The organism is Telluria sp. LT2P34 (assembly GCF_059685915.1).
Map to the genome: position 1 here is coordinate 82,055 of NZ_JCASIN010000007.1, position 22,637 is coordinate 104,691.

Genomic DNA, 22,637 nt, shown 5'->3' on the forward strand with positions numbered 1-22,637 from the left:
TCGCTTTAGAGCGTCTAACAAAACCTTCAGAGCAAGGCGCGGCGACGAAGACAGTACGACTGTACGGCGAGGAGCTGCAACGCAGCTATGGAGGTTTTGTTAGGCGCTCTTAGTCAAACGCCCAGGCGTACAGCACATCGAGCGCCGTATTCGTACCGGTCTGGAACTGCAGCGACACCTTCGGCGTCAGCTTGTAGCGCAGGCGCACCAGGCTCGAAGCCGTTGTCGCACCCTGCTCGAAGCTCAGGTAGGCACGCGAGGAAATGCGCTTGCCGACCGTGACCACGGTATTCGCCAGTCCCTCGGCGTCGCCGTTGCGGCCCTGGCCGATACCGAGTTCGTCCACGCCGAGGGCATTCGCCATCTTGCTCTGGAAGCCGCCGGTGCCGCCTTTGCCGCCCAGCAGGGCGCCCGCAGCTGCGCTCAGCACGTCCTTCTCGTTGCCGCTGGTGCCTTCCATGCCATGTCCCAGCACCAGCCAGGCCAGCTTTTCGCTGTCGGGCACGTTCGGCGTCGACACCAGCCGCGCCTGCGGCGACTGGGCGGTGCCGCGCACCTGCACGCCGGCTTCGACGTTGGTTTCGCTGAGCTGCTCGCCTTCCGGACGCTTGCGCACCGCCAGCACGTCCAGCGCCGGGTTGTCCATCGCTCCGCTGAAGGTGATCACGCCGCGCTCGATCTCCAGCTTCTGGCCGTAGGCGGCATACCTGCCGCTGGCGACGCGGATGTTGCCGTTGACGCGAGGCGGGCGGGCGCCGGTCTTGCGCACCCTGACTCGTCCTTCGAGCATGGCGTCCAGGCCCAGGCCGCGCATGTGGAAGTTGTCGCCCAGGTCGGCCGACAGGTTGACGCTCAGCGGCACCTCGGTTTCCTTCGGGGCCGGCGGCACCGGCTTGCCGCGGCCCAGCACGATGACGTCGTTCGAAATCGTCGGCCGGCCCGCCGGCGCGAATTCGATCAGCGCGCGGTCGGCCTTGAAGTTGCCGTCGAGCGTGAAGGTAGTCGCGTCGCGTACCAGCGCGGCATCGCCGGAAACGACGACGGTGCGGTCGGGCCGCGACAGGACTTCGAGCTTGTTGGCGACCAGCTTCAGCGTCATTGCCGGGTCGCCAGCGCCGAAGCGGATCGAGCCGTCGGCCGTGGCGTTGCCGCTCATGCCTTCCAGGTAGAGGCGCTGCAGCACCAGGCGGTCGCCCGCCAGTTGCGAACGCAGCTGGCCGTTACGCAGGCGTACGCCCTGCTCGGGCCAGCGCACCGCCATGGCGTCGCCATTGATGCTGCCGTTCAGGACCGGGGTGCCGATCGTGCCGCCGGCCGTGACCGCCAGCTTGACGCTGCCGTCGAGCTCGAGGTCACGCTGGCCGGCGAAGGGCGCGATCCAGGCAATCGAAGGCATGTCGGCGTTGGCCGTCATGCGCAGCGGGCTGTCGCGGTCGACGCGTCCACGGATCATCTGCACGGTGCCGTCGGCGCGCACGGTGCCGGTGCGGGCGCCGTCGATCGTCAGCTGGGTGCGCAGGGCGCTGCCCTGCACGTCGGCGCGCGCCTCGAAGGTGCGCAGGCCGAGCGGCACCGGCATGTTGCCGCCAACGGCCGCATCGCCGCTTTCGCGGAACACGCGCGCATTGCCCGCCAGGACAGGGGCGCCGCCGGTGGCCGTGGCGGTGCGCAGGTCCAGCGCCCAGTTTGCACCGAGCGTCAGGTTGCCGCGCACGTTTTCGCGCAGCGCCTCCGAGAACTGGGCCAGGTAATTCAGCGGTACGCCGGCGGCCGCGCCAGTACTGTTCCAGCGCGAGCCGGTCTTGCTGAGCGTGTCGATACGCACGCTGCCGGCCGGCAGGCGGATCAGGGCGCCGTTGAAGGCAAGCGACTGCGGCTTGGCCAGGCCGGCGATGCCGGCGCCGGGCGCGACACCGATCCTCAAGGGCACCGGCTGGGCCAGCGTCATCGCAAAGCGGCCCTTGTTCTGCAGGGTTGCCAGGGTGCCGGCCCAGGCATTGCCGCTCCAGCCGCCGCGCACGTCGAGCAGGGCGTCGAAGTCCTGGCCGCGACCGCTTGCCCTCACTGTGTGCGCGGCGCGGGTGCCGCTGGTCTGCAGGCTGGCGGCGGCGACACGGGTATCGCCGCTGCTGTAGTCGAGCACCTGGATGTCGCTCACCAGCGGGTCGGCGCCGCCGCGGCCGGAGCCGAGGTTGGCGGTCGCGCGCAGCGACTTCAGGTTGTGGGTCAGCAGGCGCAGGTTCTGGCCTTCGAGGCTGGCGGTGAGCGATGGCGTGTCCATGGTGCCGCTGACCGTGCCGCTGCCGCGCAGGACGCCGCTGAAGTCGGGACCGACGGCCGCCAGCTGGGGCGCGTCGATGCGCCAGTCGAGACGGTCGCCGCCGGCGCCGAAGCTGCCTTTTGCCGTCAGCAGGTTGGCGCCGACATGCAGGTCGACGTCGGCGCCGGAGACGTGGCGGGCGTCCGCCGCCAGGCGCGCATGGCCCCAGAGCGGCGATTTCGACAGGGTCGAGTCCTGCAGTTTCAGGTTCAGGGCGCCGCGCCAGTTGTCGCCGGAACGGCCGCTGGCATCAAAAACGCCGTTGATGCTGCCCGGCAGCGGGCTGCCAAAAGCGGCGGGATTGAAGCGCGCCATGTTGCCGCTTCCCTTGGCCTCGACGAACCGTGCGCCTTCCTTGCCGGCCAGCCAGGCGTCGCCGCTGACGTGCAGGTTGCTGGTGTTTGCTTTGCGCTGCGCCGCAACCCAGCCGAGGCCATTGGCGTCGGCGACAAAGCTGGTGCGCGGATTGGCCATGCTGCCGGTGATGACGCCGCTGGCGGCAATCGCGCCGTACAGGTCGCTGCGCAGGCTGGCCAGCTGGCGGCCGTCGAGGCGCCAGTTCATGCGTTCGCCGGGCGCGCCGAAGCTTCCGTTCAGCTTCACCGAGTTCTGGCCGAGGGCGACGCTGGCGTCCACGCCCGTGACGTGTTTCGCGTCGGCGGTCAGCTTGCCCTTGCCCGACAGCGGCTGGTCGAACAGGCGGCTTGGGCGCAGCGCGAAGTCGGTCGTGACTTTCCACGCCGGCGCCATCACGCCCGTGGCATTCACCACGGCGTTGATGTCCGCCACCGGATAGTCGCCGAGGTCGGCCGGATTGAAGCGGCTGGCGTTGGCGGTGACTTTGAACGCCTTGTCTTCCAGCAGGTTGGCGCGGCCGGTGAGGGCGATCCTGCCCTTGCCGGCCGACAGGCGCGCCTCGGGCACATCGACGACATTGTTTTCGAGTCGGGCACGGGCGGCCAGGCGCAGGCCGTTGTCAAGCAGGTCGATGTCGAGCGTCTGCACCTTGCCGACGTTGGCCACGGCGATGTCGCCGGCGATCCTGGTCGGCTTCATGCTGCCGTGGATGCCCTTCAAATCGAAGCGGTCGGTGTGCAGCGCGAATCTGGCGGTGCCGGGACCTTCTTCCTTTTCGCCGCGCTCGACCGTGCCACTGCCCGTAAAGCGCCCGGCCGTGCCGAAATCGAGCAGCACGTCGGACAGGCGCATCGCCGCCAGGTCGCCGCCGAGCTGGCCGCGGAAGGCGCGCAGCGGCAGGCGCTGCTGGTCGATGGTGCCGGCCGGGCCGTCGTTGACGAGATCGAGGCTGCCGGAGATGGCGCGCTTGTCGTCCAGCTTGGCCGCGATCGCCAGCGTCAGGTCGGCGGTCGGCAGCGAGGGATTGAAGAAACCGGGGTCGATGTTGCGCGCGTTGAGAGTCATCGTGCGCAGCGGGATCTCGGCGAACGGTGAAATCCCCATGCGCGCTTCGCCCCCGGCGCGGCCGGCCTGGCCGTTGATGTCGAGCGTGGTCAGGTTCAGGTCGCCGGTGGCGCGCAGTTTCAGGGCTGCCGGGGTTTTCCCGACGCCGACCTGCGATCCGGACAGGCTGGCGTTCGCATCGAGCTTGAACGGGCGGCTGGCGGCAATTTTGCCAGTGGCCGCCAGCTGGCCCCAGGGCGTACTGGCGGCGGCGTCGCGCAGCTGCCATTCGGTCTTGTCGCCGTACAGGCGCATGCGCACGTCCGTGATTTCGGTACTGGCGCCCTTGTTCACGAAGGTGAGCTTCTTCACGCGCGCGTCATCGAGCATGATCTTGTAGGGCGCTGCCAGCGAGGCCGGCATTGTCGAGACCTCCTCGGTCTCCTTCAGGGTCTCCATGCGCACGTCGGCCGCATGCAGCTTGTTGATCTCGATGCCGCGCGAGAGCAGCTGGCGCGGCGACCATTGCAGGTCGATATTCGTGGCGATCGCCAGCTGCGCCTCGGTGCGCCAGACGATGCGGTCGATGTGCATCGCGCCATACAGCGAGCCGCTGACGCCCTGCATGGTCAGCTTGCCGCCAGTGGAACGCGAAACACGCTCGGCAACCATCTGCAGCGTCGTTTCACGCCCCAGGTACCAGAGCGTACCGCCGACGATGACGCCGGTGATGGCGACGCCGATGGCGACGCGGCGCGGCCAGCGCCGCTTCTTCACCGCAGCCGGGGAATCGGGGGAGGGTGGGGTGGTAGTGTGCTCGTTCATCAGAACGTGAATCCAAGTGAGAAGTGCAGACGTGCTTTTTTCACGGCCTCGCCATAGGCGAGATCGACATTGATCGGACCGACCGGGCTGCGCCAGCGCGCACCGACGCCGACGCCGACTTCGGGTTTCAGGTCGCCGAATTTGTCGGCGGCGTTACCCGCATCGACGAAGAAGGCCACGCCCCATGGTGGACGGAACCAGTACTGGTATTCGGCGCCCGCCGTGAGCAGGTAGCGCCCGCCGACGACGGCCCCGTTTTCGCGCACCCCGAGTTCCTGGTAGCCGTAGCCGCGCACCGACTGGTCGCCGCCGGCGCGGAACAGCAGGGTGCTCGGCACGCCCAGTTTTTCCTTCGATACCACGGCGCCGAGCTCGCCGCGCAGGATCAGGGTGCCGGTCGGGCCCATTGGGCGATACATGACGCCGCGCGTATAGCCGCGGACGAATTTTTCGTCGGTAAATAGCGGCAGCGGCGCTACGCTCAGTTGCCAGTTGAGGGCGTAGCCGACGGTCGGCTGCAGCAGGTTGTCGAGCTTGCGTTGGGTGACGGCATAGGTAAGCGGAACGCTGCGGCTGCGCGTGGCTTCGCGGCCGGGGATTTCGCGCTGCTCGTACAGTGCCTCGAGTGTCAGGCTGCGTTCCAGTTCCGGCGTGCCCCAGGCACGGCGCCCGGCCACGGTGCCGACGGTGAGCAGTTCGCCGCGCACGTCGGTGCGTTCGATGCCGGCGCCGACGCTGTCGTTGTAGCCCTTGGGCGTGGTCGGCCAATAAAAGTCGACGCGCGCCGTCTGGCGCTTCTGTTCGTAGATCAGGTCGCTCTTCATGCGCTTGCCGAACACGTTCAGGTCGTCGTAGCTGAGCTGGGCGCGGGCGCCGGTATTGCTCGAGATGCCGACGCCGACTTCGATGTTCTTCTGCTTGTTTTCGGTCACGCGCACCAGCACCGGCAGCACGGTCGGGCCGGTGGCGGCAGGGGGTGTGATGCCGCTCGCGGCCTGGCCCGGCGCCGGCTGCGGCACCGCGGGTGCATCCGGATCGGCCTGGGCCGGTGCGGGTGCGGGCGAGGCGCCGTCGAGGTCGCCGTCTTCCTTCAAATCCTTGAGTTCGGCGTTGAGCACGGCGCGCATGTCGGCGCTGACCTCGACGCTGGCGAAATAGCCGGTCTCCTGCAGGCGCGACTGGAGGGCCTGCAAGGCCACTTCGCTGTACATGTCGCCTGGCTGGATCTTGTTGAGGTTGGTGACGATGGTTTCCGGATAGCGCTTCAGGCCGCGAATACGCAGTGCGCCGAAACGCATTTCCGGACCGCTGTCGATGACCACGCGCAGGGACGCCTTGTAGGCATCGGGGTCGACGGTTGCCGCCGTTTCGACCAGCTGCGCGCGCGGGAAGCGCGAGCGCGTCACTTCGCGCAGCAAATCGCGCTTGGCGCCTTCCCAGTCGGCCATGCGGAAACGCGCGCCCACCGGCAGCGCCCAGCGGTTGCGCAGTGCGCCCGCATCGTAGGGTGTGCCGCCGCCCTCGAAGATCACGAAGCCCTGCAGCACCAGGTCGAGATCGCTGACCAGGGTCGGCGTTCCCGGATCGACGGCCACGCGCGCGACCGGCGTGGCGCCGCTGGTGTCGAGGGTGGCCGTGACCGTCGGCGAATAATAGCCTTCGGTGGCGATCAGGGTTTTCGCTTCTTCGGGGGTGTCCTTGATCAGGCGTTGCAGCTGGTCGAGGTCGATCCGCGGGTTGCCGCGCCAGCGCAGCAGCTCCAGGTTATCTTCCAGCAGATTGTCGAGCCGCCCGGGCGCGTCGATGCGCACGGTGTAGTTCAGTACCTGCCCGTTCGGGGCGCGCTCCATCGGCAATGGCGCGGCCGGCGCTTGCGGCGTCGGCACTGGCTCGGCCGGCGTCTGGACCGCCGGCGCGCCCGGCGCCGGTTCGCTTGTCGCCTGGGCATGGGCCGCTTGTGCGCCCAGCGCCGCATACACGGACAACATGATTTGTGCCAAAATCCGCAATTGGCTTGCCGCCCTTGCGGTCTGGTGTGGTGTCGCGCGAACCATGTCTCTCCGTCTCAGTATCAGATGTAAATGCTGAGCGCATCTTAGCGGAACTGCAAAATTGATGGCGAACGATTAACTTTGGAAAACAACACATGTACGCTCCCGATACCGCCCTCGTCCTCTTCAGTGGCGGACAAGATTCGACCACTTGCCTGGCCTGGGCCCTGGAGCGTTACGAGCGTGTGGAAACGATCGGGTTCGACTATGGCCAGCGCCATGCGATCGAGCTGGAAGTGCGCCCGACGGTGCTGGACAGGCTGCGCGCGCTGTCCCCACGGTGGGATGCGCGCCTTGGGGAAGACCACATGGTCGACCTGTCGCTGATCGCCCGCATTTCCGATACGGCGCTTACCAGCAATGTTGCCATCGAAATGCAGTCGAACGGCTTGCCGAATACCTTCGTACCCGGCCGTAACCTGCTGTTCATGACCGTGGCCGCTACCGTGGCCTACCGGCGTGGCCTGACGGTGCTGGTGGGCGGGATGTGCGAAACCGATTTCTCGGGCTATCCCGATTGCCGCGACGACACGATGAAGGCCTTGCAGGTGGCCCTGAACCTGGGCATGGCGACGCGCCTGAAGGTCGAGACGCCGCTGATGTGGATCGACAAGAAGCAGACCTGGGAACTGGCGCAGGCAACGGGCGGCGAGGCGCTGGTCGACCTGGTGCGCTTCGAGACCCATACCTGCTACCTGGGCGAACGCGGCGCCCGCCACGACTGGGGCTATGGCTGCGGCAGCTGCCCGGCCTGCGAACTGCGCGCCCGCGGGTATGCGCAGTTCGCGGCGCTTAAACGGCCTGCTGGCTGACCACCCGATTCCTGCGCGAGCGGCTGACCAGGTACCACACCAGCGCCAGCGGCAGCAGCAGCGGCAACAGGATCGGCACCAGCGCCGCTGCCACCGCCAACGCGGCAATGCCCAGCGCGCCGATCACGACGATACCGACGCCCGCGAACACCACCGCCAGCACCGCCCCCACCACGATCGTCACCAGGAGGCCGATCAGCAGGCCGCCGCCCCCTAACAGCAGGCCCAGCATGGCCCCGAACGGGCCGTCGAACTCTTCGCCATCGACGTGGAAGCTGGCGTCGCCGAAGGTGAACAGCATGTCCCACAGCAGCAGGGCGCAGAGGATCAGGATGAGGTAGGGCGCGATCTTTTTCATGGCAGGTTCCGAAGGTGGTGGGTGGATGCCGCCACTGTAGGCCGCAGCATTGCGCCGGGCCAGCCGCATGCGACGGGCGGCGTGTTTGGCGGGCCGGAGTGGAGCCGGGGCCGACGAATGCGCGCCGGATGTGGCCCCTCACTGCTGTGTTTTCGACCTTGTAATGCGCAGTTCGCCGCCTATACTGACAGCCTGCTCTGTCATCAGGAGGCTTCCCATGCATGGATCATCGTCCCTGGCCGGCGGTGGCCCGAAGGGTCCGCCATCGGCGCCGCCAACCATTCCGCCGATCATCATCAATCCGTTCAATCGCCAGGCGCCAAGGCAGTCGAACATCGATCCGCTGCGCACGCCCTTGCCGCCGCCCGTGCTTCCGCCGGGGATGCCCAACATGCGGGTGTAAGGCCGGCCGAATTCATTTTATTATTTGTTTGCTATCGCTTTGCACGCGCAATTTCAAATATCATCTGTTCTTTGGGCGGCAAGCCCGGCGGATAAAAGAAGCGAGCGATGAACGAAGAAACAGGTGACCTGGATACGGGTGACGATGCTGCAGACACCGAGGTCCAGGAACCACGCTTGTGGCAAGGCAATGGCTGGACCGCACGCGTGATCAAGAACGACGACGACGAGGGCTGGGCGGTCGCGATGTACAAGGCCGGCCATGCGGAACCGGCCCTGGTCGGTCCGTGGACCATGGGCCGCGACAAGAAGAACCCGAAACCGCTCGACGTCAACGCTTTCAATACGCTGATCAAGACGGCTTCGGAAGTGATCCGCCGCCATGAGCAGCACCTGCACGCGATGCTGCATAAAAGCACGGTGGTGTCGACCGAGGAAGGCGAACTGAAAGTGACGCTCGACATCGTTCCCGATGACGACGATCCGTATGCGCTGTTGACCGCGATCGACCAGATGGGCGAGCAATTGGCCCAGGTGCGCGTGGCGCCGACCTTCAAGCTGACACCCGGCTCGGCCGAGACCTGGGTCGAGAACGGTTTCAAGGCGCCGCGCTGAGCCTTCACAACCATGGTGCGACGCCCGCGCCACAATCCCATGCACGGCACGTGCTTTCCGGCAATTAGCCTGCTAGTATTTCCCCTTGGAATTAAATTAGCATTTAATGCTTGGGGAAATCATGGAACGTCTCGACCGGCTGGAAGCCGTCCAGTCGCTGCTGCTCGAAATCGGGCAGACCTCGACCAGCTGCAGCGACATCACCGAATTCATCCGCGCCGTGCACCGCGCGCTCGGCCGCATCATGTATGCGGCGAATTTTTTCGTAGTGCTGTGGGACCGCGACGCCGGTGCGGTGCGCTTCGTGTATTTCGTCGACGAATCCGATGAGAGCCCGGCCCTGAACCAGCCGGTGCATCTCGGCGCCCCCGAACAATCGCCCACGGCCTGGGTCCTGCACAACCGCCGGTCGCTGGTCGTGACCGCCGCCGATTTCGCGGCGAATAGCAATTTCGGTACCGGCAGCGCGGCCGAGCACTGGATGGGTTGCCCGCTGCTCGACCAGCAGCACCTGCCGCTGGGCGCGATCGTGATCCAGAGCTACACCCCCGAACATACCTACAGCGACGAAGACCAGGCGCTGTTCTCGGTCATTGCCAACCACGTCTCGGTGGCGCTGCAAAGCCTGCAGAGCATGGACCGCCTGGAACGCGCGGTGCAGGAGCGGACCGTGCGCCTGGAGCAGCAGAACACGGCCCTGAACAGCGCGCTGACCCAGCTGCAACAGGCCCAGGGCGAACTGGTGCGCCAGGAAAAGCTGGCCTCGCTCGGCCGCCTGGTGGCCGGCGTCGCCCACGAAATCAACACCCCGCTCGGCATCTGCGTGACCGCCACCAGCCACCTGGTGGAAGAGCTGCGCCTGACCCGCGCCGAGCTCGCTGCTGGCGAGATGACCCAGGATAGCCTCGACAGTTTCCTCGACATCGTCGACCAGTCGCTGCGCATCATGACCACGAATACCCAGCGCGCCGCGGCCCTGGTACGCAGCTTCAAGCAGGTGGCGGTGGACCAGTCCTCGGACGACATCCGCCGCTTCGACCTGTGCGGCTACCTGAAGGAAGTGCTGCTGTCGCTGCAGCCGAAACTCAAGGGCCGCCCGGTGAAGGTCGAGGTCGATTGCGGGGTGGACGTGCAGATGGAAAGCTATCCGGGCGCCTTATCGCAGATCGTCACCAACATGGTGATGAACTCGCTGGTGCACGGCTTCGAGCACGAGCAGGCGGGCAGGATCACGATCCGGGCTGAGGTGGCGAACGAGATCGTGACGCTGACCTACGCCGACGATGGCGCCGGCATGGACCAGGACACCCTGGAGAAACTGTTCGACCCCTTCTTCACGACCAAGCGCGGCAGCGGCGGCAGCGGGCTGGGGGCGCACATCCTCTACAACCTGGTGACCGGAGCGCTGGGCGGCACGGTGCGCGCCACCAGTGCGCCGGGGCAGGGACTACGCTACGACCTGAGCTTCCCGCGCAGCCGGCGGCCGGAAAAGGCGGCGGCGTAATCCCCGGGCTTAGAACGCTTGAAAACTCTTACTTTTTTTAGAAGTAACAAGCTCGTACGCTGAACTATTCTAATCGTCCGCTTCCGGCCGGTCCGAAGCGGACGCGATACCATTTCTACCGTCACCGGTCGGAGGTCGTCAAAAGGGTGTTAAACGCTCTTAACAGCCCAGCTCGACGTAGCGTTTGCGCAGCATGAACAAGTGTTGCTGAACCGCTGGCTTGCTGGTTTTGTCTGCCGCCGCTTCTATTGCCTCGGTCTGTAGCAGCATCGGATCGAGCTGACGGCATTCGCTTTGGGAGCCCGAACTGAGACGGCTCCGGCGGCGATAGACTTCGAACTGCGCGTTGCTCATGCCGCTGATCGGCCTGAGCGCCTCGGCAAAGCCCTCCGGCCGATACTCTTCGCGCACGTCGCGCCCGATCCGGTCCTGACCACTCAGCTTGCTGACCCCACGTGTCGGTACCACAACCAGTCGCTCCGCACCCAGGCAAGGCTTGTCCGAGTAAGAGACAAGCTTGCCATTCGTGCACTTGTACATCGTGCGGGAGGGCACGGGGAGCTGTTGCCCAAGAGCAGGCACCGCGCACGCGATCAGCGTAGCGAAAAGCGCGATGTGCCGCATGACCGGTTCAGTCCGGCCATTGCCGGTTGATCTCCAGCGCCTTGTCCATGTTCTGGATGAGCAGGTTGACGTAGAGCGGGTCGAGGTGGTGGCCGGCGATTTCGCGCATGTAGTCGGTGACCTGGTCCACCGGCCAGGCTTCCTTGTAGCAGCGGGCGTGGCTGAGGGCGTCGAACACGTCCGCGACGGCGACGATGCGCGCATACGGGTGGATCGCTTCGCCCTTCAGCCCTTGCGGATAGCCGGTGCCGTCGTATTTTTCGTGGTGCTGGTGCGCGATCACGGCGGCGGCTTTCAGAATCGGGCGGCTCGAGCCGTCCAGGATCTGCAGGCCCACCGTCGGGTGCTGCTTCATGATTTCCCATTCCTCGGGCGTCAGGCGGCCCGGTTTCAGGAGCACGGCGTCGGGGGTGGCGATCTTGCCGATGTCGTGCATCGGCGCGGCGTGCACCAGGGTCGCGGTTTCGCATTCCGGCATGCCGGAGGCCTCGGCCAGCAGGTGGCAGACCTGGGACATGCGGCGCACGTGGTTGCCCGCTTCGTTCGAGCGCGATTCGACCACATCGCCCAGGCGCAGGATCAGTTCGGCCTGGGTGTCGGTGATTTCCTGGTTCAGCAGGATGTTATCGAAAGCGATCGCCACGCCCGAACAGAACACTTCCAGCAGTTGCGCATCGATGTCGGAGATTTCCTCGACACCCTGCAGCACCAGCAGCGAGGCCTTGCCGCTGTGGTTGTTCGGGAAATAGCCGACATAGGTGTCGCCGTAGAGCTTGGAGATGCGGTTATGGCGCGCTTCGTCCAGCTGCGCCAACAGGCCGGCCTCGATGCCCTGGCCGCCGAAGTCGCCGATCTTTGCCAGCACTTCGTACTGGCTCTCGCCGGTGATCATGCTTGCGCCTTTCAGGCGCAGCAGCATGCTTTGCTCGAGGCGCAGCAGGGCCACGACTTGCTGCAGCAGGCCGCTGGCGAAGTCCTTCAGGTTGCGCTGCTTGAACAGGTGCGAGGAGGCGGCCAGCACGCGCTCGAGGCCTTCGCGGTAGTTCTGCTGGACGCGGCGGGCTTCCTCGACCTTCATGATGTCGCGGTAGGCGCGCAGCGCGGCGAAGGTGGTGGTGAACAGCTTGGTACGGTCGAGTTCGGTCTTTTCCTTGTAATCGTTGATGTCGTAGTCGACGATCACGCGCTCTTCCGGCGCCTGGCCCGGCTGCCCGGTACGCAGCACGATGCGGCTCACGCTGTTGCCCAGCTCCTGGCGCATCCAGCGCGCCACTTCCAGGCCACTGTCTTCGCGTTCCATCACCACGTCCAGGAATACCAGTGCGATGTCGCTCTCGCGGCTCAGGATTTCCTTTGCCTCGGCCCCGCTGTAGGCATGCAGGAAGCTCAGCGCGCGGCCATCGAGGCGGAAGCGGGTCAGCGTCAGCTTCGTGATGTGGTGGATGTCCGGCTCGTCGTCGACAAGTAGGACTTTCCATGGAGCGAGCTTGGGCGTGGCAGGGGACAGGAAGGACATGTTGTTTCCGTTACCGTAAAAGAGGAAAATTCCTACGATTCCTGTAGGAAAATTCATTGTAGTACGGCATCCCTGCATTAACAACAAGCAACAGAGCCCCTCATCCAGCAACTGTTAAATAAGTGTTGGGGGAATGACTCAATCGTAGCGTTTCTGGCAGTTTTCGCAGAAAAAACTGCGGCGATTGGTATGGCCCAGGTGGGCTTTACTGAAAGGGAGGTCGCAGCGCGGACAGATTTTCTTTGCATGGGCCAGCCAATGCTGCTTGAGCACGTACTGCCTTTTCCATTTCAGGAAGTCGAAGCTGTACTGGCGTGCCTCGTCGACCAGTGCCCGCAGTTTCGGCGCCGGCAGCGCGCCCATCGTCGAGGCGGGGTGCACGCGGATCCGGAACAGCACCTCGTTCTTGATGATGTTGCCCACGCCGGAAAAAATGTTCTGGTCGAGCAGGGCGTCGCAGGCCAGCAAGTCAGGCTGGGCGCGCAGTTTCTTGCGCGCGCGCACCGGATCCCAGGTCTCGCTCATGACGTCGGCGCTGAAGTCGTACACGATGTCGAGATCGCCTTCCACTTCGCGCACCGAGCAGGCATAGAAATTCAGCTCGTCGCCTTCGGCGGTGCGCAGGTAGAGACGCGGCGGCTTGCCATCGCGCTGCTCGTTGATGCGGTAGGTGCCGAAGAGTAAAAAATGGATGCGGATCGCCATGTTCGGCAATTCGATGAGGAAATGCTTGCCCCAGGTGCGCAGCGAAACGATGCTCTGGCCCAGCAGGCGCGTCGGGTCGAGCGTGCCTGTGTTGCCACCGGCTTCGACGATCTGCTGGCCGACAAAGCGGGCGGTTTCTTCCTTCAAGATAAACAACGACGGTCCTTCTGGCACGAGACACCTCCTTTCCGCCATTCTGGGCTGAGCGGGTGAGCGCGGCTGTGCGAGGACTAACAAAGCGATACAGGATTTACCTGGCGGAGACAGCAGCACCTTGTAAACGCGCGTATATTCACCACATGGGCGTGGACACCATGTTCGACGCAGAGATGGATAGCCAGAGAGAAGGAATCGCCATGAACAACGTGCTTCAAAAACTGGCCCTGGGTGGCCTGCTGGCACTGGCGGCGGGCGCCGCCTCGGCCGATGTGACCGTGAATTATGTCCAGCCCGAACGTTTCTCGGACTTGCCGTTCGCAACCTGGGACCGGGAAGATGTACTGAAGGATTTGACCAGGCACTTCGCCAAGCTGGGCGCGCAATTGCCGCCAGGCCAGAATCTGCGCATCGAGGTGCTGGACGTCGACCTTGCCGGGCGCGAGTATCCGGGTGGGCCGCGCGACCTGCGCATCATCAAGAGCAATGGCGTCGACTGGCCGCGCGTCGACCTGCGCTTCGCCGTCGAACAGAACGGCCAGGTGTTGCGCAGCGGTGAGGTGCAGCTGAGCGACATGGGCTTCCTGGACCGCATCAGCCGCCATACCGACAGCGATTCGCTGCGTCACGAAAAACGCATGATCGACGACTGGTTCTATTCGGCGATCCTGCCGCGCGAGCGCGCCGCGCGGCGCTAGCAAGCAGCGCTAATACCATGCCGCCCGAGGGCGGCATGGTTTATTTCTGCTCGTCGTTCTTGCCGGGCGCGCCCAATTCGCGGCGCAGTTCACGGCGCATTTCGCCCCGCATTGCACCAATCTCGTTGACCTTGTAATCCGACGGCACCTTGAACAGCGCGGCGTCGGGTTCGCCGCGCTTCAGGCCTTCGAGGCGGTAGACATAGTCGCCGCTGCGCGGGTCGCTGTGCTTCGAATACACGGTCACCTGCAGTTCCGGCGAGTACCAGCTCTCGTCCGCGACCACGATCGGATTGCGGTTGCCGACTTCGCCGGCCGGGATTTCGTAGCTGCGCATCTTGCCCTCGGCGCGCACGCCATCGAAGTCGCGCGTGCCCAGGTCGCGCTTGACCGCCTTGGCCGCCCATTTCAAGTCGCCCACCGCATTTGCAACGATGGCGCCCAGCTGCGGGCCAAAATGCGCTCCGATGTGGGGACCGGCATGCGGCGCCGGGTGCACGCCGGGCCCGGCTGCACCGGGTCCGGCGCCGCGCGGGAGGCGGATCACGCGCACGGTTTCGTGGCGGCCGTCGCTGTCGCGTTCGACATGGACGTCGGCCTGCTCGCGCGCCTTGCGTTCGACGATGAGCTCGCGCTCGAGGCGCGGCAGGCGGCCTTCCTTGCGCAGTTCTTCGACCCGCACGCGCGCGGCGGCGCCTGCGCTGCGCGCCATGTCGGCGGTGCGTGCGATGTCGGCGTGCGACGGCAGCTTTTGCGCGCTGCGGGTGCGCGGCGTCAGGATCCAGGTCGAGTTCGCCACCGGGTCGTTGATCGTCACCAGCTGCACCTCGCCGCTCGTGCTGCGCACTTCGGTACGGGTGCGGCCCGCGCTGTCGCGGAAGCTGGCGCTGCTGGTGCGACGCTCGATCTGGTTACCGTCGGGCAGTTGCTGCAGGCGCTCGGACACGGCCTGGGCGCTGTAGGGCGCGTTCTTGACCGGCTGGGCATGACGACGGTGCATGATGCGCAAACCTTCGCGCGGATGGGGCGCATCGGCTTCCAGGCCGGCACGCGCCGCCGCTTCCGGTGCGGCGAATTCGTCCCCGGCAAGCGCCGGCGACAGGAAGCAGGCAAGCAGGGCGGTCAGCAGCAAATGGTTGGTTTTCATGTGGTCCTCGTTAGGGTGACAGTGGTCTGGATGAATCAATCGGTCGAACTCAGGCGCAGTGCAAGCGGTTCCCCGCTGGCGCCGACCAGTATTTCGGCAAGCACCCGCTCGCCGGCGTTTTCCGGCGTCACCGGCACCCCGAGCGCGGCCAGCATCGTGCGCGGCACTTCGGCTTCGACCAGGCGTGGCTCGGCTTCACGGTCAAGGCGGTCAAATCCGTCAAGCCCGTCGAGCGCGACAAAGGCGGCGCCGTCGTCGAAACGCAGCAGAGGCTGCGCCCCGTTCAGGTCGCCGGCCAGGCGTGGCGGCAACAGCAGCAGCCCCAGCACGGCGGCGGCGGCGAAAGAGCCGGCCCCGGCGGCCAGCCACTCCGGCAGGTTCAGGCGCCGGTACCAGGGCTTGCGTGCCTTGCTGGCGGCAAAGGCCTGCATCAGTTCCTTTTCGACGCAGCGCGGGGTGTCGAGGCCGGCGAGCGCACTGCGCAGGGCGCCCAGGCGGGCATCGAGGTCGGGATAATCGGTGGTCATGGTCATTCCTTGTCAGGCAGCCGAGGCGTGGGCATGCAGGATTTTTGCGAGCAGGGCGCGGCCGCGCGCCAGGCGCGAGCGCACGGTGCCGATGTCGACCGCGCAGATCGCGGCGATCTCGAGATAGGACAGGCCCTGCATTTCGTAGAGGATGACGGCGTCGCGGTAATGCGGCGCCAGGCGTGCCAGCGCGCGCCGGACCGCTTCGGCCGTCTCGTCGGCCAACACCTGCGCCAGTGGACAGGCGTCAAGATCGGGCTCGTCCAGTTCGCCGTCTTCGTCCGGGTCGGGCAGTGCGGTTTCGCGCCGCCGCGGCGCTTCGTGCTTGAGGATCAGGAGGCGCGCCACACCGAACAGGAAATTCGGCAGGGAGCCGCGCAAGGGGTCGAAGGCAAGGCGCCCGCTCAGCAGGCCCATGAACGCTTCCTGCACGATGTCAGCGGCCGTGTCGCCGGAACCGCAGCGCAGCAGGGCGAAGCGGTAGAGCGGTCCCTGGTGGCGCCGGTAGAGCGCGGCAAAGGCGTGCGCATCGCCGCTGCGCATCAGGCGCAGCAGTTCGTCGTCAGGGGTGGTCGGCGTGAGGGTCATGGTCGTCATCTCAAGCATATTCCGCCGAGATGACGATTAAGTTCCAGCTATTTTTTTAGGCGCTCTCAGTCGATCCAGTTGACGCGTTCAAACTTCCCACGGAAGTCCTCCGGCATCGCGACCACCTGGCTGCTCTTGTAGTTGTAAAACACGAAGCCGGACTTGGCCATGGCGACCAGGGTCTTGTCGCGCGGGCGGGTGACGCGGAAGGTAATGTCGCCGCCGTACTTGTTGAAGTCCATCACGCCGACTTCGAACAGCAGCTCGTCGCGTGCGTGCGCCTCGGCGCGATAGGTGGTGGCCAGATCGGTGACGATGATGCCGGTGCCGTCGCGCTCGGTTTCGGCGACGCCGAACTCGAACAGGAACAGCGCGCGCGCCTCGGAGATCATCGAGATCATCGAGTCGTTGCCGAGGTGGTTGGCGGCGTTGATGTCGGTCACGCGCACCGTCAGCGGCGTGGAGTAGCAGTACTGGTCTTCGGGGAAGTCGAGGTGTAGGCGGGCCATGCGCCAATTCTACCAAGCTTGGGGCCCCGCACCGCTAACGGGCGCCGCTATCGGGCGCCGCGCACAATCCGGAAAACCTGGCCACCCGCGCTTACCACCAGCAATTCACCCGCGCCGTCGCGCCCGAACGAGACCACCTGGCCGGCTCCGCTCAAGCCCCAGTCGCGCTGTTCGACGACGCCGGCGCCGGTGGCCAGGAAACTCTTGATGAACCCGCGGCAAAAATCGGAATAGAAATAGCGTCCCGTTAGTTCGGGGATGGCCGTGCCGCGGTACACATAGCCGCCGGTAATCGAGCAACCGTTGACCTCATTCGCGCCATGCTCGTACTCGAACGCGGGCAGGGTCAAGCCGGTGCGGTCGCAGGTGGCGGCGCCGAAACAGGTTGTGCCTTCCATGATGTCCCAGCCGTAGTTCAGGCCGCCCTGGGACAGCGCGGCGATGTTCACTTCCTCGCGTGCGTCCTGGCCAACGTCTGCCAGATACAGTTGCTCGCCGTCGAAGGCGAAACGCCAGGGGTTGCGCAGGCCGGCAGCCCAGATCTCGGCGCGCCGTCCGGCCTGGTTCACGAAGGGATTATCGGGCGGGATGGTGTAGGGCCGGGCCAGGGTGGCGCCGCGCACGTCGACCCGCAGCATCTTGCCGAGCAGCGAAGCGGGGTTCTGGGCGTTGTTGAAGGGGTCGCCCGCGCCGCCGCCGTCGCCCGTCGCGGCGTACAGCAAGCCGTCGGGCCCGAAGCTGACCAGGCCGCCGAAATGGTTCTGGAACTGCGGGTGCGGAATGCGCAGGATGGTCAAGCCTGAAGTCGGGTCGGCCAGGTTCGGCGACGGCGACGCGCCGTAGCGCTCGACCACGATATTCTGGGCCAGGTCCGTGTAATACACATAGAAATAACCGTTGCTGGCGAAATTCGGATCGAAGGCCATCGACAGCAGGCCGCCTTCGCCCCCGGTGAAGACATTCGCGCTGATGTCGAGCCAGGGCTGGGTGAGGGTGGCGCCGCCGCGCACGATGCGAATCGCGCCGCGCCGCTCGACGACGAACAGGCGCTCGTCGCCCGGCGGGGCGGTGACGAAAGTCGGGTTGGTGAAGGCAGGGCCGATATCCTGCAAGGCCAGGGTCAGGGCCGGGGCGCCGTAGGCGACGGTGGCGCTGGCCGTGGCGCCGGCGCTGACGAGGACGCTCTGGGTGGCCGGGGCGGGGGTGTAGACGGCGTTGCCGACGCTGACGCTGGTGGCCGCTACACTGTAGGAGCCGGGCGCCAGGTTGTTCAGGACTTGGGTGGCGGTGACATCCTGCGCGAAATTGTTCGGACCAGTGACGCGCACGGCGCCATTCGTACCGGCCGGCAGCGCACTGACGACGATTTGCAGGGAGCCGGTAGTGGCGCCCGGCGGCGCCGGCGGTGCCGGGCTGCCCGGATCGCCGCCTCCGCCGCCGCAACTGACGAGCAGAAACAATAGCGACAGCAAGAACATCCTTGCGCGATCGACCAGCATGTCAGGCCTCCACAGGATTCGAGACTCCCTGTGGCGATACTGCCAGCGATCTTGAACGAGCCGCGCACGCTTCGGCGCGGCAAGAGCGCCGCAGCCTGCGCTTACGGAGCGCTCGGGGCGCGCTGGCGGGTCTTGGTGACCACGCCCTGGGGATCGATCAGGACCACGTACTCGGCAAAACGGCCGCCGCCCACGGGCGTCTGGTAGACCCAGACCTCGAAGCGGCTGTCGAAGACGACCGATTTGGTGGGGCCGAAAGCGGCCAGCAACTCGGCCTTGGTGGTGCGGCCGGTCAGCACCGTGGCGGCAAGCCGTTCGGCCGCGACCTGGGTGCCGAGCGGGGCCGGACCGGTGGCGCAGCCGGCGAGCAGCAGGGCGGCCAGCAAGAAGGCGGAAGTTTTCATGAAGTCAGCTCCGGCGCGGGCGCGGCTGCGGGCGGATCGGTCATGTACTCGAACTCGAGGATCGTGTCGTCGGGCCAGCTGGTATCCCAGAGCGGCGCGAAGTAGGTGCGGTCGAGCAGTACCTGGCAATCGCAGAAGGGCAGGTCGGCCGGGGTTTTTTCGCCGCCGTGCCAGAGCATCTTGAACGGCAGTTCCTCGACCCGGCTGCCGGAGCGCAGGCGCACCGAGAAAATCGGGCGCTCGGCGAAGAACAGGTAGTTGCCATTCGGGCTGGTGCAGACCTGCTCGGGACTGGTCAAGGCATCCGAGATCCAGCTGAGCAGGGGCGAACTGTTCGACACCAGTCCCGCCTCGACGCCGACCCGGCATTCCAGGCGCAGGTCGCCCAGGCGCCTAGTGCCGGGCTGCAAGCCGGGCGTGGTGACGGCGGCGCGCCAGGTCATGCTGGTGGTTTTGCGGTTCGCGAGCACGGCCGCGTCTTCGCGCAGCGCCAGCTCGTCGCGCGGAAGCACGAAGCTGTTGTCGGCGGCAACGGGCACCGGCAGCGTGACCGTGTCCCCGGCCACGCGCAGGGTAATGCCTTCCATCCTGACCTCCGGGGTACGCGGCAGCACGCGGAAGCGCAGGCTGGCGCCAGGCGCCAGCGCACGCTCGCGTTCGAAGCGTTCCATGCCCTGGATCATCTTGCGGTAGGATTTGTCAACCGGGTCGCGTGTGCTGGTCACCTTGACGGTGGCGATCGGAGACGGCTGCGCCATCGCGGCCGTTGAAACGGCGGCCATGGCGCAGGTGAAACTGAGTAGGGAGCCGCGCAGCAGCGAGCGCATGGCGCTCACCAGTAGCGGACCCGGCCGGTGTCCATGTGCACGAACTGCGAGTCGGCGTAATACCCGACGCCGCCGCCGCGCGCGGCCATGGCTGCCTTGTGCACGTGCACCAGGTTCTTGCCCGGCACGCGGATGTCGATGGCCTTGCCGTCCATGTGCATGCTGTGCTTGGCAACACCGCTGCCCTTGAACGACATTTTGCTGTTCGATTCCGGCGAGCGGTAGCCCGAAATGACATGCAGCTGGACGTCGCCGAACTTGCCGCTGACGTCGTCGAGCAGCACCAGCAGTTGAGGATCGATGGGCGCGATTTTATTGTTGCGATGATCGCGCAGCACTTTGTTGATGTCTTGCAGTGCGTCAGGAATGAACTGGCCCTCGGCCCAAAAAACGCTCTTCAGGCTTTCACCAGTATGCGTGTTGTACAGACGCAGGATACGTTCGCCTCGCGCGGGCTGGGCAGCATTTGCCAGGCCGGGAACGGCAACCACGGAAGCGAGTGCAACAGTGCTTTTGAGGAAAGAGCGTCGCTGGTTCATTGAGAGCATCCTTACGCAGGTTCAAGAACATCGATGATACCCTGATTTCGGCATCTTTGCAGTGGATGCACGGCTTTTGCGCCACAATGACGGAAGATTAACAACTTTTAAGGGAGCTTTGCATGCAATTCAGCCAGCTCGCCCGATGTGTCGCCCGTTCCTTCGCTACCTCGTCCATGCTCGCCTGCGCGGCATTCCCCGCCCTGGCCCACTCGCAGGGCGGAGTCCCGACTCCACCTCAGGCCGGCTCGCGCAGCTGGGCCGTGATTTCGTAGGAACGCAGGCGCGCGGCGTGGTCGAAGATCTGGGAGGTGATCATCAGCTCGTCGGGCCGGGTGTGGGCGATGAAGGCTTTCATCTGCGCCGCCACGGTTGCCGGGGCGCCGATTGCCGAGCACGACAGCACGCTGTCGAGCATCGCCCGTTCTTCCGGTGCAAGGATGTCGAGATAGCCGCGCACCGGCGGCTGCAGCCGCGCCGGGCGGCCGCTGCGCAGATTGACAAAGGCCTGCTGCATCGAGGTCGCCTGGAACTGCGCTTCCTCATCCGTGTCGGCCGCGAAGACGTTAAAACCGAGCATGACATAGGGCTTGTCGAGCTGGCTCGAAGGCTTGAAGTTGGCGCGGTACATCTCGACCGCCTGCATCATCATCTGCGGCGCGAAATGCGAGGCAAAAGCGTAGGGCAGGCCGAGGTGGGCGGCGAGCTGGGCGCCGAACAGGCTGGAACCGAGGATCCACAGCGGCACGTTCAAACCCGCGCCCGGCACGGCCGTCACCTGGCGCCGCGGAGATTCGGCAAAATAATCCATCAGCTCGAGGACGTCCTGCGGGAATTCGTCGGCGTCCGAGGACAGGTTGCGGCGCAGGGCGCGCGCGGTGACGTGATCGGAACCCGGGGCGCGGCCGAGGCCCAGGTCTATGCGCCCCGGAAACAGCGATTCGAGGGTGCCGAACTGCTCGGCGATCACCAGCGGCGAGTGGTTCGGCAGCATGATGCCGCCGGCGCCGACGCGGATACGCTCGGTGCCGGCCGCCACATAGCCCATCAGGACCGAGGTGGCGGCGCTGGCGATGCCCGGCATGCCATGGTGCTCTGCCAGCCAGAAACGGTTATAGCCCCAGCGTTCGCCATGCTGGGCAAGGTCGAGTGAACGCTGGAAAGAAGTGCGCGCATCGCTGCCTTCGGCGATCGGCGAGAGGTCGAGTATGGAGAAGGGAATCATGAACCGCATGATACGCCGAAGGGTTTTTTCCCGCTGCCCGGCTCGCAAAAAGCGGCTTGGCCACACCATTGACCACCGGCAATCGCTTGCCTATGATGGGCGTCTGCTCGTTCCAGGGTTCCCCATGCGTCGTCAAACAAGGAAGCTTATTCTCGCCGGCGCCGGCGCCGGTCTGGCGCTGCTTGCCACCGGCTGCGCCAGCCCGCCTGCGAAACTCGACGGCAGCCAGTTCGCGCGCATCGACGCCGCCGTCGCAGCCGCCATCGCCGATCGCCAGACCCCGGGCGCCGTGTTCTACCTCGAGCGCGGCGGCGCCATCTATCAACGGGCCTACGGTCGCCTCACCCATGCGCCCGATGCGCCGCGCACCATGGTCGATACCGTCTTCGATGCGGCCTCGCTGTCGAAGGTGCTGGCCACGGCGCCGGCCATCCTGCTGCTGCACGAGGACGGCAAGCTCGATCTGGAGGCGAGCGTCGTCCGGTATATCCCCGAGTGCGCCGGGGCTGGCCGCGACGCGATCACGATCCGCCACCTGCTGACGCATACTTCCGGCCTGCCCGCCGGGCTGCGCGCCAGCATCGAGCCGAATGGCCCGCCCTGGAGCGGCGCTGCCGCCGCCGTGGCGCTGGCCTGTGCCCAGCCCCTGAAGCAGGCGCCGGGCAGCTTGTTTACCTATTCCGACGTCAATTACGTGCTGCTCGGCGAGCTGGTGCGGCGTGTGTCCGGCATGCCGATCGACGAGTTCGCCCGGCAGCGTATCTTCCTGCCCCTTGGCATGACGCACACCGGTTACCTGCCGCTAAGGCGCCTGCCCGCGCAGCGCATCGCGCCGACGCACCAGGCGCCGGCCGGCGGCCCGGCCGCGCCGCACGGCGACGTGCCCGCGGGCGCCACCCTGCAAGGCGTGGTGCACGACCCGACGGTGCGCCGGATGGGCGGCGTGGCCGGGTCGGCCGGCGTGTTCAGCACCGTGCACGACATTGCCCGCTATGCGCGCATGCTGGTGCAAGGGGGCGAGCTCGATGGCGTCAGGGTGCTGTCGCAGGCAAGCGTGCGCCTGCTGGCCACAAGGCAGACTCCGCCTGGCATGAGCGCCTTGCGTGGCATGGGCATGGACATCGATTCCCCGTTCGCACAGCGTCCGCGCGGAACCCTGTTCCCGCTGGGCAGTTACGGCCACATGGGTTTTACCGGCTGCGTGCTGTGGATCGATCCCGCCTCGGGCAGCTTTTATGTCTTCCTGTCGAACCGTGTTTATCCTGACGACAAGGGCAATGTCTTGCCGCTCTACACGCAGCTCGGCACCCTCGCGGCGCAGGCGGTAACGCGTCCCTGAACGCCGGTTTTTACTTTCCAGAGGGCTAGCGTGCGCTGCCCCCGTG

At 66.0% G+C, this 22,637-nt stretch carries 21 protein-coding genes; 6 read left to right on the forward strand and 15 right to left on the reverse strand.

Annotated features, from left to right (window positions below; translation table 11 throughout):
- Positions 1 to 109: 109 nt before the first annotated feature.
- Positions 110 to 4,546, reverse strand: coding sequence for a translocation/assembly module TamB domain-containing protein (locus AC56KZ_RS17565; protein ID WP_497163478.1), 4,437 nt, complete (start codon positions 4,544 to 4,546; stop codon positions 110 to 112).
- Positions 4,546 to 6,534: an autotransporter assembly complex protein TamA gene (locus AC56KZ_RS17570; RefSeq protein ID WP_497163479.1), complete on the reverse strand. Its 1,989-nt coding sequence runs from the start codon at positions 6,532 to 6,534 to the stop codon at positions 4,546 to 4,548. The genes AC56KZ_RS17565 and AC56KZ_RS17570 overlap by 1 nt, the downstream gene beginning before the upstream one ends.
- 158 nt (positions 6,535 to 6,692) lie before the next feature.
- Between AC56KZ_RS17570 and queC the strand changes: the two genes are divergently transcribed.
- Positions 6,693 to 7,409: a 7-cyano-7-deazaguanine synthase QueC gene (queC, locus tag AC56KZ_RS17575; RefSeq protein ID WP_497163480.1), complete on the forward strand. Its 717-nt coding sequence runs from the start codon at positions 6,693 to 6,695 to the stop codon at positions 7,407 to 7,409.
- On the opposite strand, the gene AC56KZ_RS17580 is transcribed toward queC, so the two are convergent.
- Positions 7,390 to 7,767, reverse strand: a complete 378-nt coding sequence (locus AC56KZ_RS17580) for a hypothetical protein (protein ID WP_497163481.1) — start codon at positions 7,765 to 7,767, stop codon at positions 7,390 to 7,392. The genes queC and AC56KZ_RS17580 overlap by 20 nt on opposite strands.
- 217 nt (positions 7,768 to 7,984) lie before the next feature.
- On the opposite strand from AC56KZ_RS17580, the gene AC56KZ_RS17585 reads away from it, so the two are divergent.
- The 3 genes from AC56KZ_RS17585 (at position 7,985) to AC56KZ_RS17595 (ending at position 10,288) form a co-directional block, all read left to right on the forward strand.
- Positions 7,985 to 8,170: a hypothetical protein gene (locus AC56KZ_RS17585; RefSeq protein ID WP_497163482.1), complete on the forward strand. Its 186-nt coding sequence runs from the start codon at positions 7,985 to 7,987 to the stop codon at positions 8,168 to 8,170.
- A 107-nt stretch (positions 8,171 to 8,277) separates the two neighbouring features.
- Positions 8,278 to 8,784 (forward strand): hypothetical protein, encoded by a 507-nt coding sequence (locus AC56KZ_RS17590; protein ID WP_497163483.1) that lies wholly within the window; start codon positions 8,278 to 8,280, stop codon positions 8,782 to 8,784.
- Between the two features lie 121 nt (positions 8,785 to 8,905).
- Positions 8,906 to 10,288 (forward strand): GAF domain-containing sensor histidine kinase, encoded by a 1,383-nt coding sequence (locus tag AC56KZ_RS17595; protein WP_497163484.1) that lies wholly within the window; start codon positions 8,906 to 8,908, stop codon positions 10,286 to 10,288.
- 159 nt (positions 10,289 to 10,447) lie between these two features.
- On the opposite strand, the gene AC56KZ_RS17600 is transcribed toward AC56KZ_RS17595, so the two are convergent.
- From AC56KZ_RS17600 to AC56KZ_RS17610, 3 genes are all read right to left on the reverse strand, one after another.
- Positions 10,448 to 10,912 (reverse strand): DUF4124 domain-containing protein, encoded by a 465-nt coding sequence (locus AC56KZ_RS17600; RefSeq protein WP_497163485.1) that lies wholly within the window; start codon positions 10,910 to 10,912, stop codon positions 10,448 to 10,450.
- A 7-nt stretch (positions 10,913 to 10,919) separates the two neighbouring features.
- Positions 10,920 to 12,428 (reverse strand): HD domain-containing phosphohydrolase, encoded by a 1,509-nt coding sequence (locus tag AC56KZ_RS17605; RefSeq protein WP_497163486.1) that lies wholly within the window; start codon positions 12,426 to 12,428, stop codon positions 10,920 to 10,922.
- Between the two features lie 138 nt (positions 12,429 to 12,566).
- A complete protein-coding gene (locus AC56KZ_RS17610) occupies positions 12,567 to 13,289 on the reverse strand; it encodes an endonuclease (RefSeq protein WP_497163487.1) in 723 nt (240 codons plus the stop codon).
- A 200-nt stretch (positions 13,290 to 13,489) separates the two neighbouring features.
- On the opposite strand from AC56KZ_RS17610, the gene AC56KZ_RS17615 reads away from it, so the two are divergent.
- Positions 13,490 to 13,987, forward strand: coding sequence for a DUF3016 domain-containing protein (locus AC56KZ_RS17615; RefSeq protein ID WP_497163488.1), 498 nt, complete (start codon positions 13,490 to 13,492; stop codon positions 13,985 to 13,987).
- Positions 13,988 to 14,027: 40 nt separating this feature from the next.
- On the opposite strand, the gene AC56KZ_RS17620 is transcribed toward AC56KZ_RS17615, so the two are convergent.
- The 9 genes from AC56KZ_RS17620 to AC56KZ_RS17660 all read right to left on the reverse strand — a co-directional run bounded on the left by AC56KZ_RS17620 (position 14,028) and on the right by AC56KZ_RS17660 (position 21,252).
- Entirely contained in the window at positions 14,028 to 15,134 is a 1,107-nt protein-coding gene (locus tag AC56KZ_RS17620) for a hypothetical protein (protein WP_497163489.1), read from the reverse strand.
- Between the two features lie 35 nt (positions 15,135 to 15,169).
- Positions 15,170 to 15,661 (reverse strand): hypothetical protein, encoded by a 492-nt coding sequence (locus AC56KZ_RS17625; protein ID WP_497163490.1) that lies wholly within the window; start codon positions 15,659 to 15,661, stop codon positions 15,170 to 15,172.
- 12 nt (positions 15,662 to 15,673) lie between these two features.
- Positions 15,674 to 16,258 carry an RNA polymerase sigma factor gene (locus AC56KZ_RS17630; RefSeq protein ID WP_497163491.1) on the reverse strand — a complete coding sequence of 195 codons (585 nt, stop codon included), beginning with the start codon at positions 16,256 to 16,258 and terminating at the stop codon, positions 15,674 to 15,676.
- A 56-nt stretch (positions 16,259 to 16,314) separates the two neighbouring features.
- On the reverse strand, positions 16,315 to 16,758 hold the full coding sequence (locus tag AC56KZ_RS17635; RefSeq protein WP_497163492.1) for a thioesterase family protein: 444 nt from the start codon (positions 16,756 to 16,758) through the stop codon (positions 16,315 to 16,317).
- Positions 16,759 to 16,805: 47 nt separating this feature from the next.
- The gene (locus AC56KZ_RS17640) at positions 16,806 to 18,257 is read right to left on the reverse strand and encodes a PQQ-dependent sugar dehydrogenase (RefSeq protein ID WP_497163493.1); all 1,452 of its coding nucleotides are present in this window, start codon (positions 18,255 to 18,257) and stop codon (positions 16,806 to 16,808) included.
- Between the two features lie 101 nt (positions 18,258 to 18,358).
- On the reverse strand, positions 18,359 to 18,661 hold the full coding sequence (locus AC56KZ_RS17645; RefSeq protein WP_497163494.1) for a hypothetical protein: 303 nt from the start codon (positions 18,659 to 18,661) through the stop codon (positions 18,359 to 18,361).
- Positions 18,658 to 19,488, reverse strand: coding sequence for a hypothetical protein (locus AC56KZ_RS17650; protein ID WP_497163495.1), 831 nt, complete (start codon positions 19,486 to 19,488; stop codon positions 18,658 to 18,660). Before AC56KZ_RS17650 ends, AC56KZ_RS17645 begins: the two co-directional genes overlap by 4 nt.
- A gap of 5 nt (positions 19,489 to 19,493) precedes the next feature.
- Complete coding sequence (gene mepK, locus AC56KZ_RS17655; protein ID WP_497163496.1) at positions 19,494 to 20,027, reverse strand: peptidoglycan L,D-endopeptidase MepK; 534 nt, start codon at positions 20,025 to 20,027, stop codon at positions 19,494 to 19,496.
- Between the two features lie 238 nt (positions 20,028 to 20,265).
- The gene (locus AC56KZ_RS17660) at positions 20,266 to 21,252 is read right to left on the reverse strand and encodes an LLM class flavin-dependent oxidoreductase (protein WP_497163564.1); all 987 of its coding nucleotides are present in this window, start codon (positions 21,250 to 21,252) and stop codon (positions 20,266 to 20,268) included.
- 124 nt (positions 21,253 to 21,376) lie between these two features.
- Between AC56KZ_RS17660 and AC56KZ_RS17665 the strand changes: the two genes are divergently transcribed.
- On the forward strand, positions 21,377 to 22,591 hold the full coding sequence (locus tag AC56KZ_RS17665; RefSeq protein WP_497163497.1) for a serine hydrolase domain-containing protein: 1,215 nt from the start codon (positions 21,377 to 21,379) through the stop codon (positions 22,589 to 22,591).
- The last annotated feature ends 46 nt before the right edge of the window (positions 22,592 to 22,637 follow it).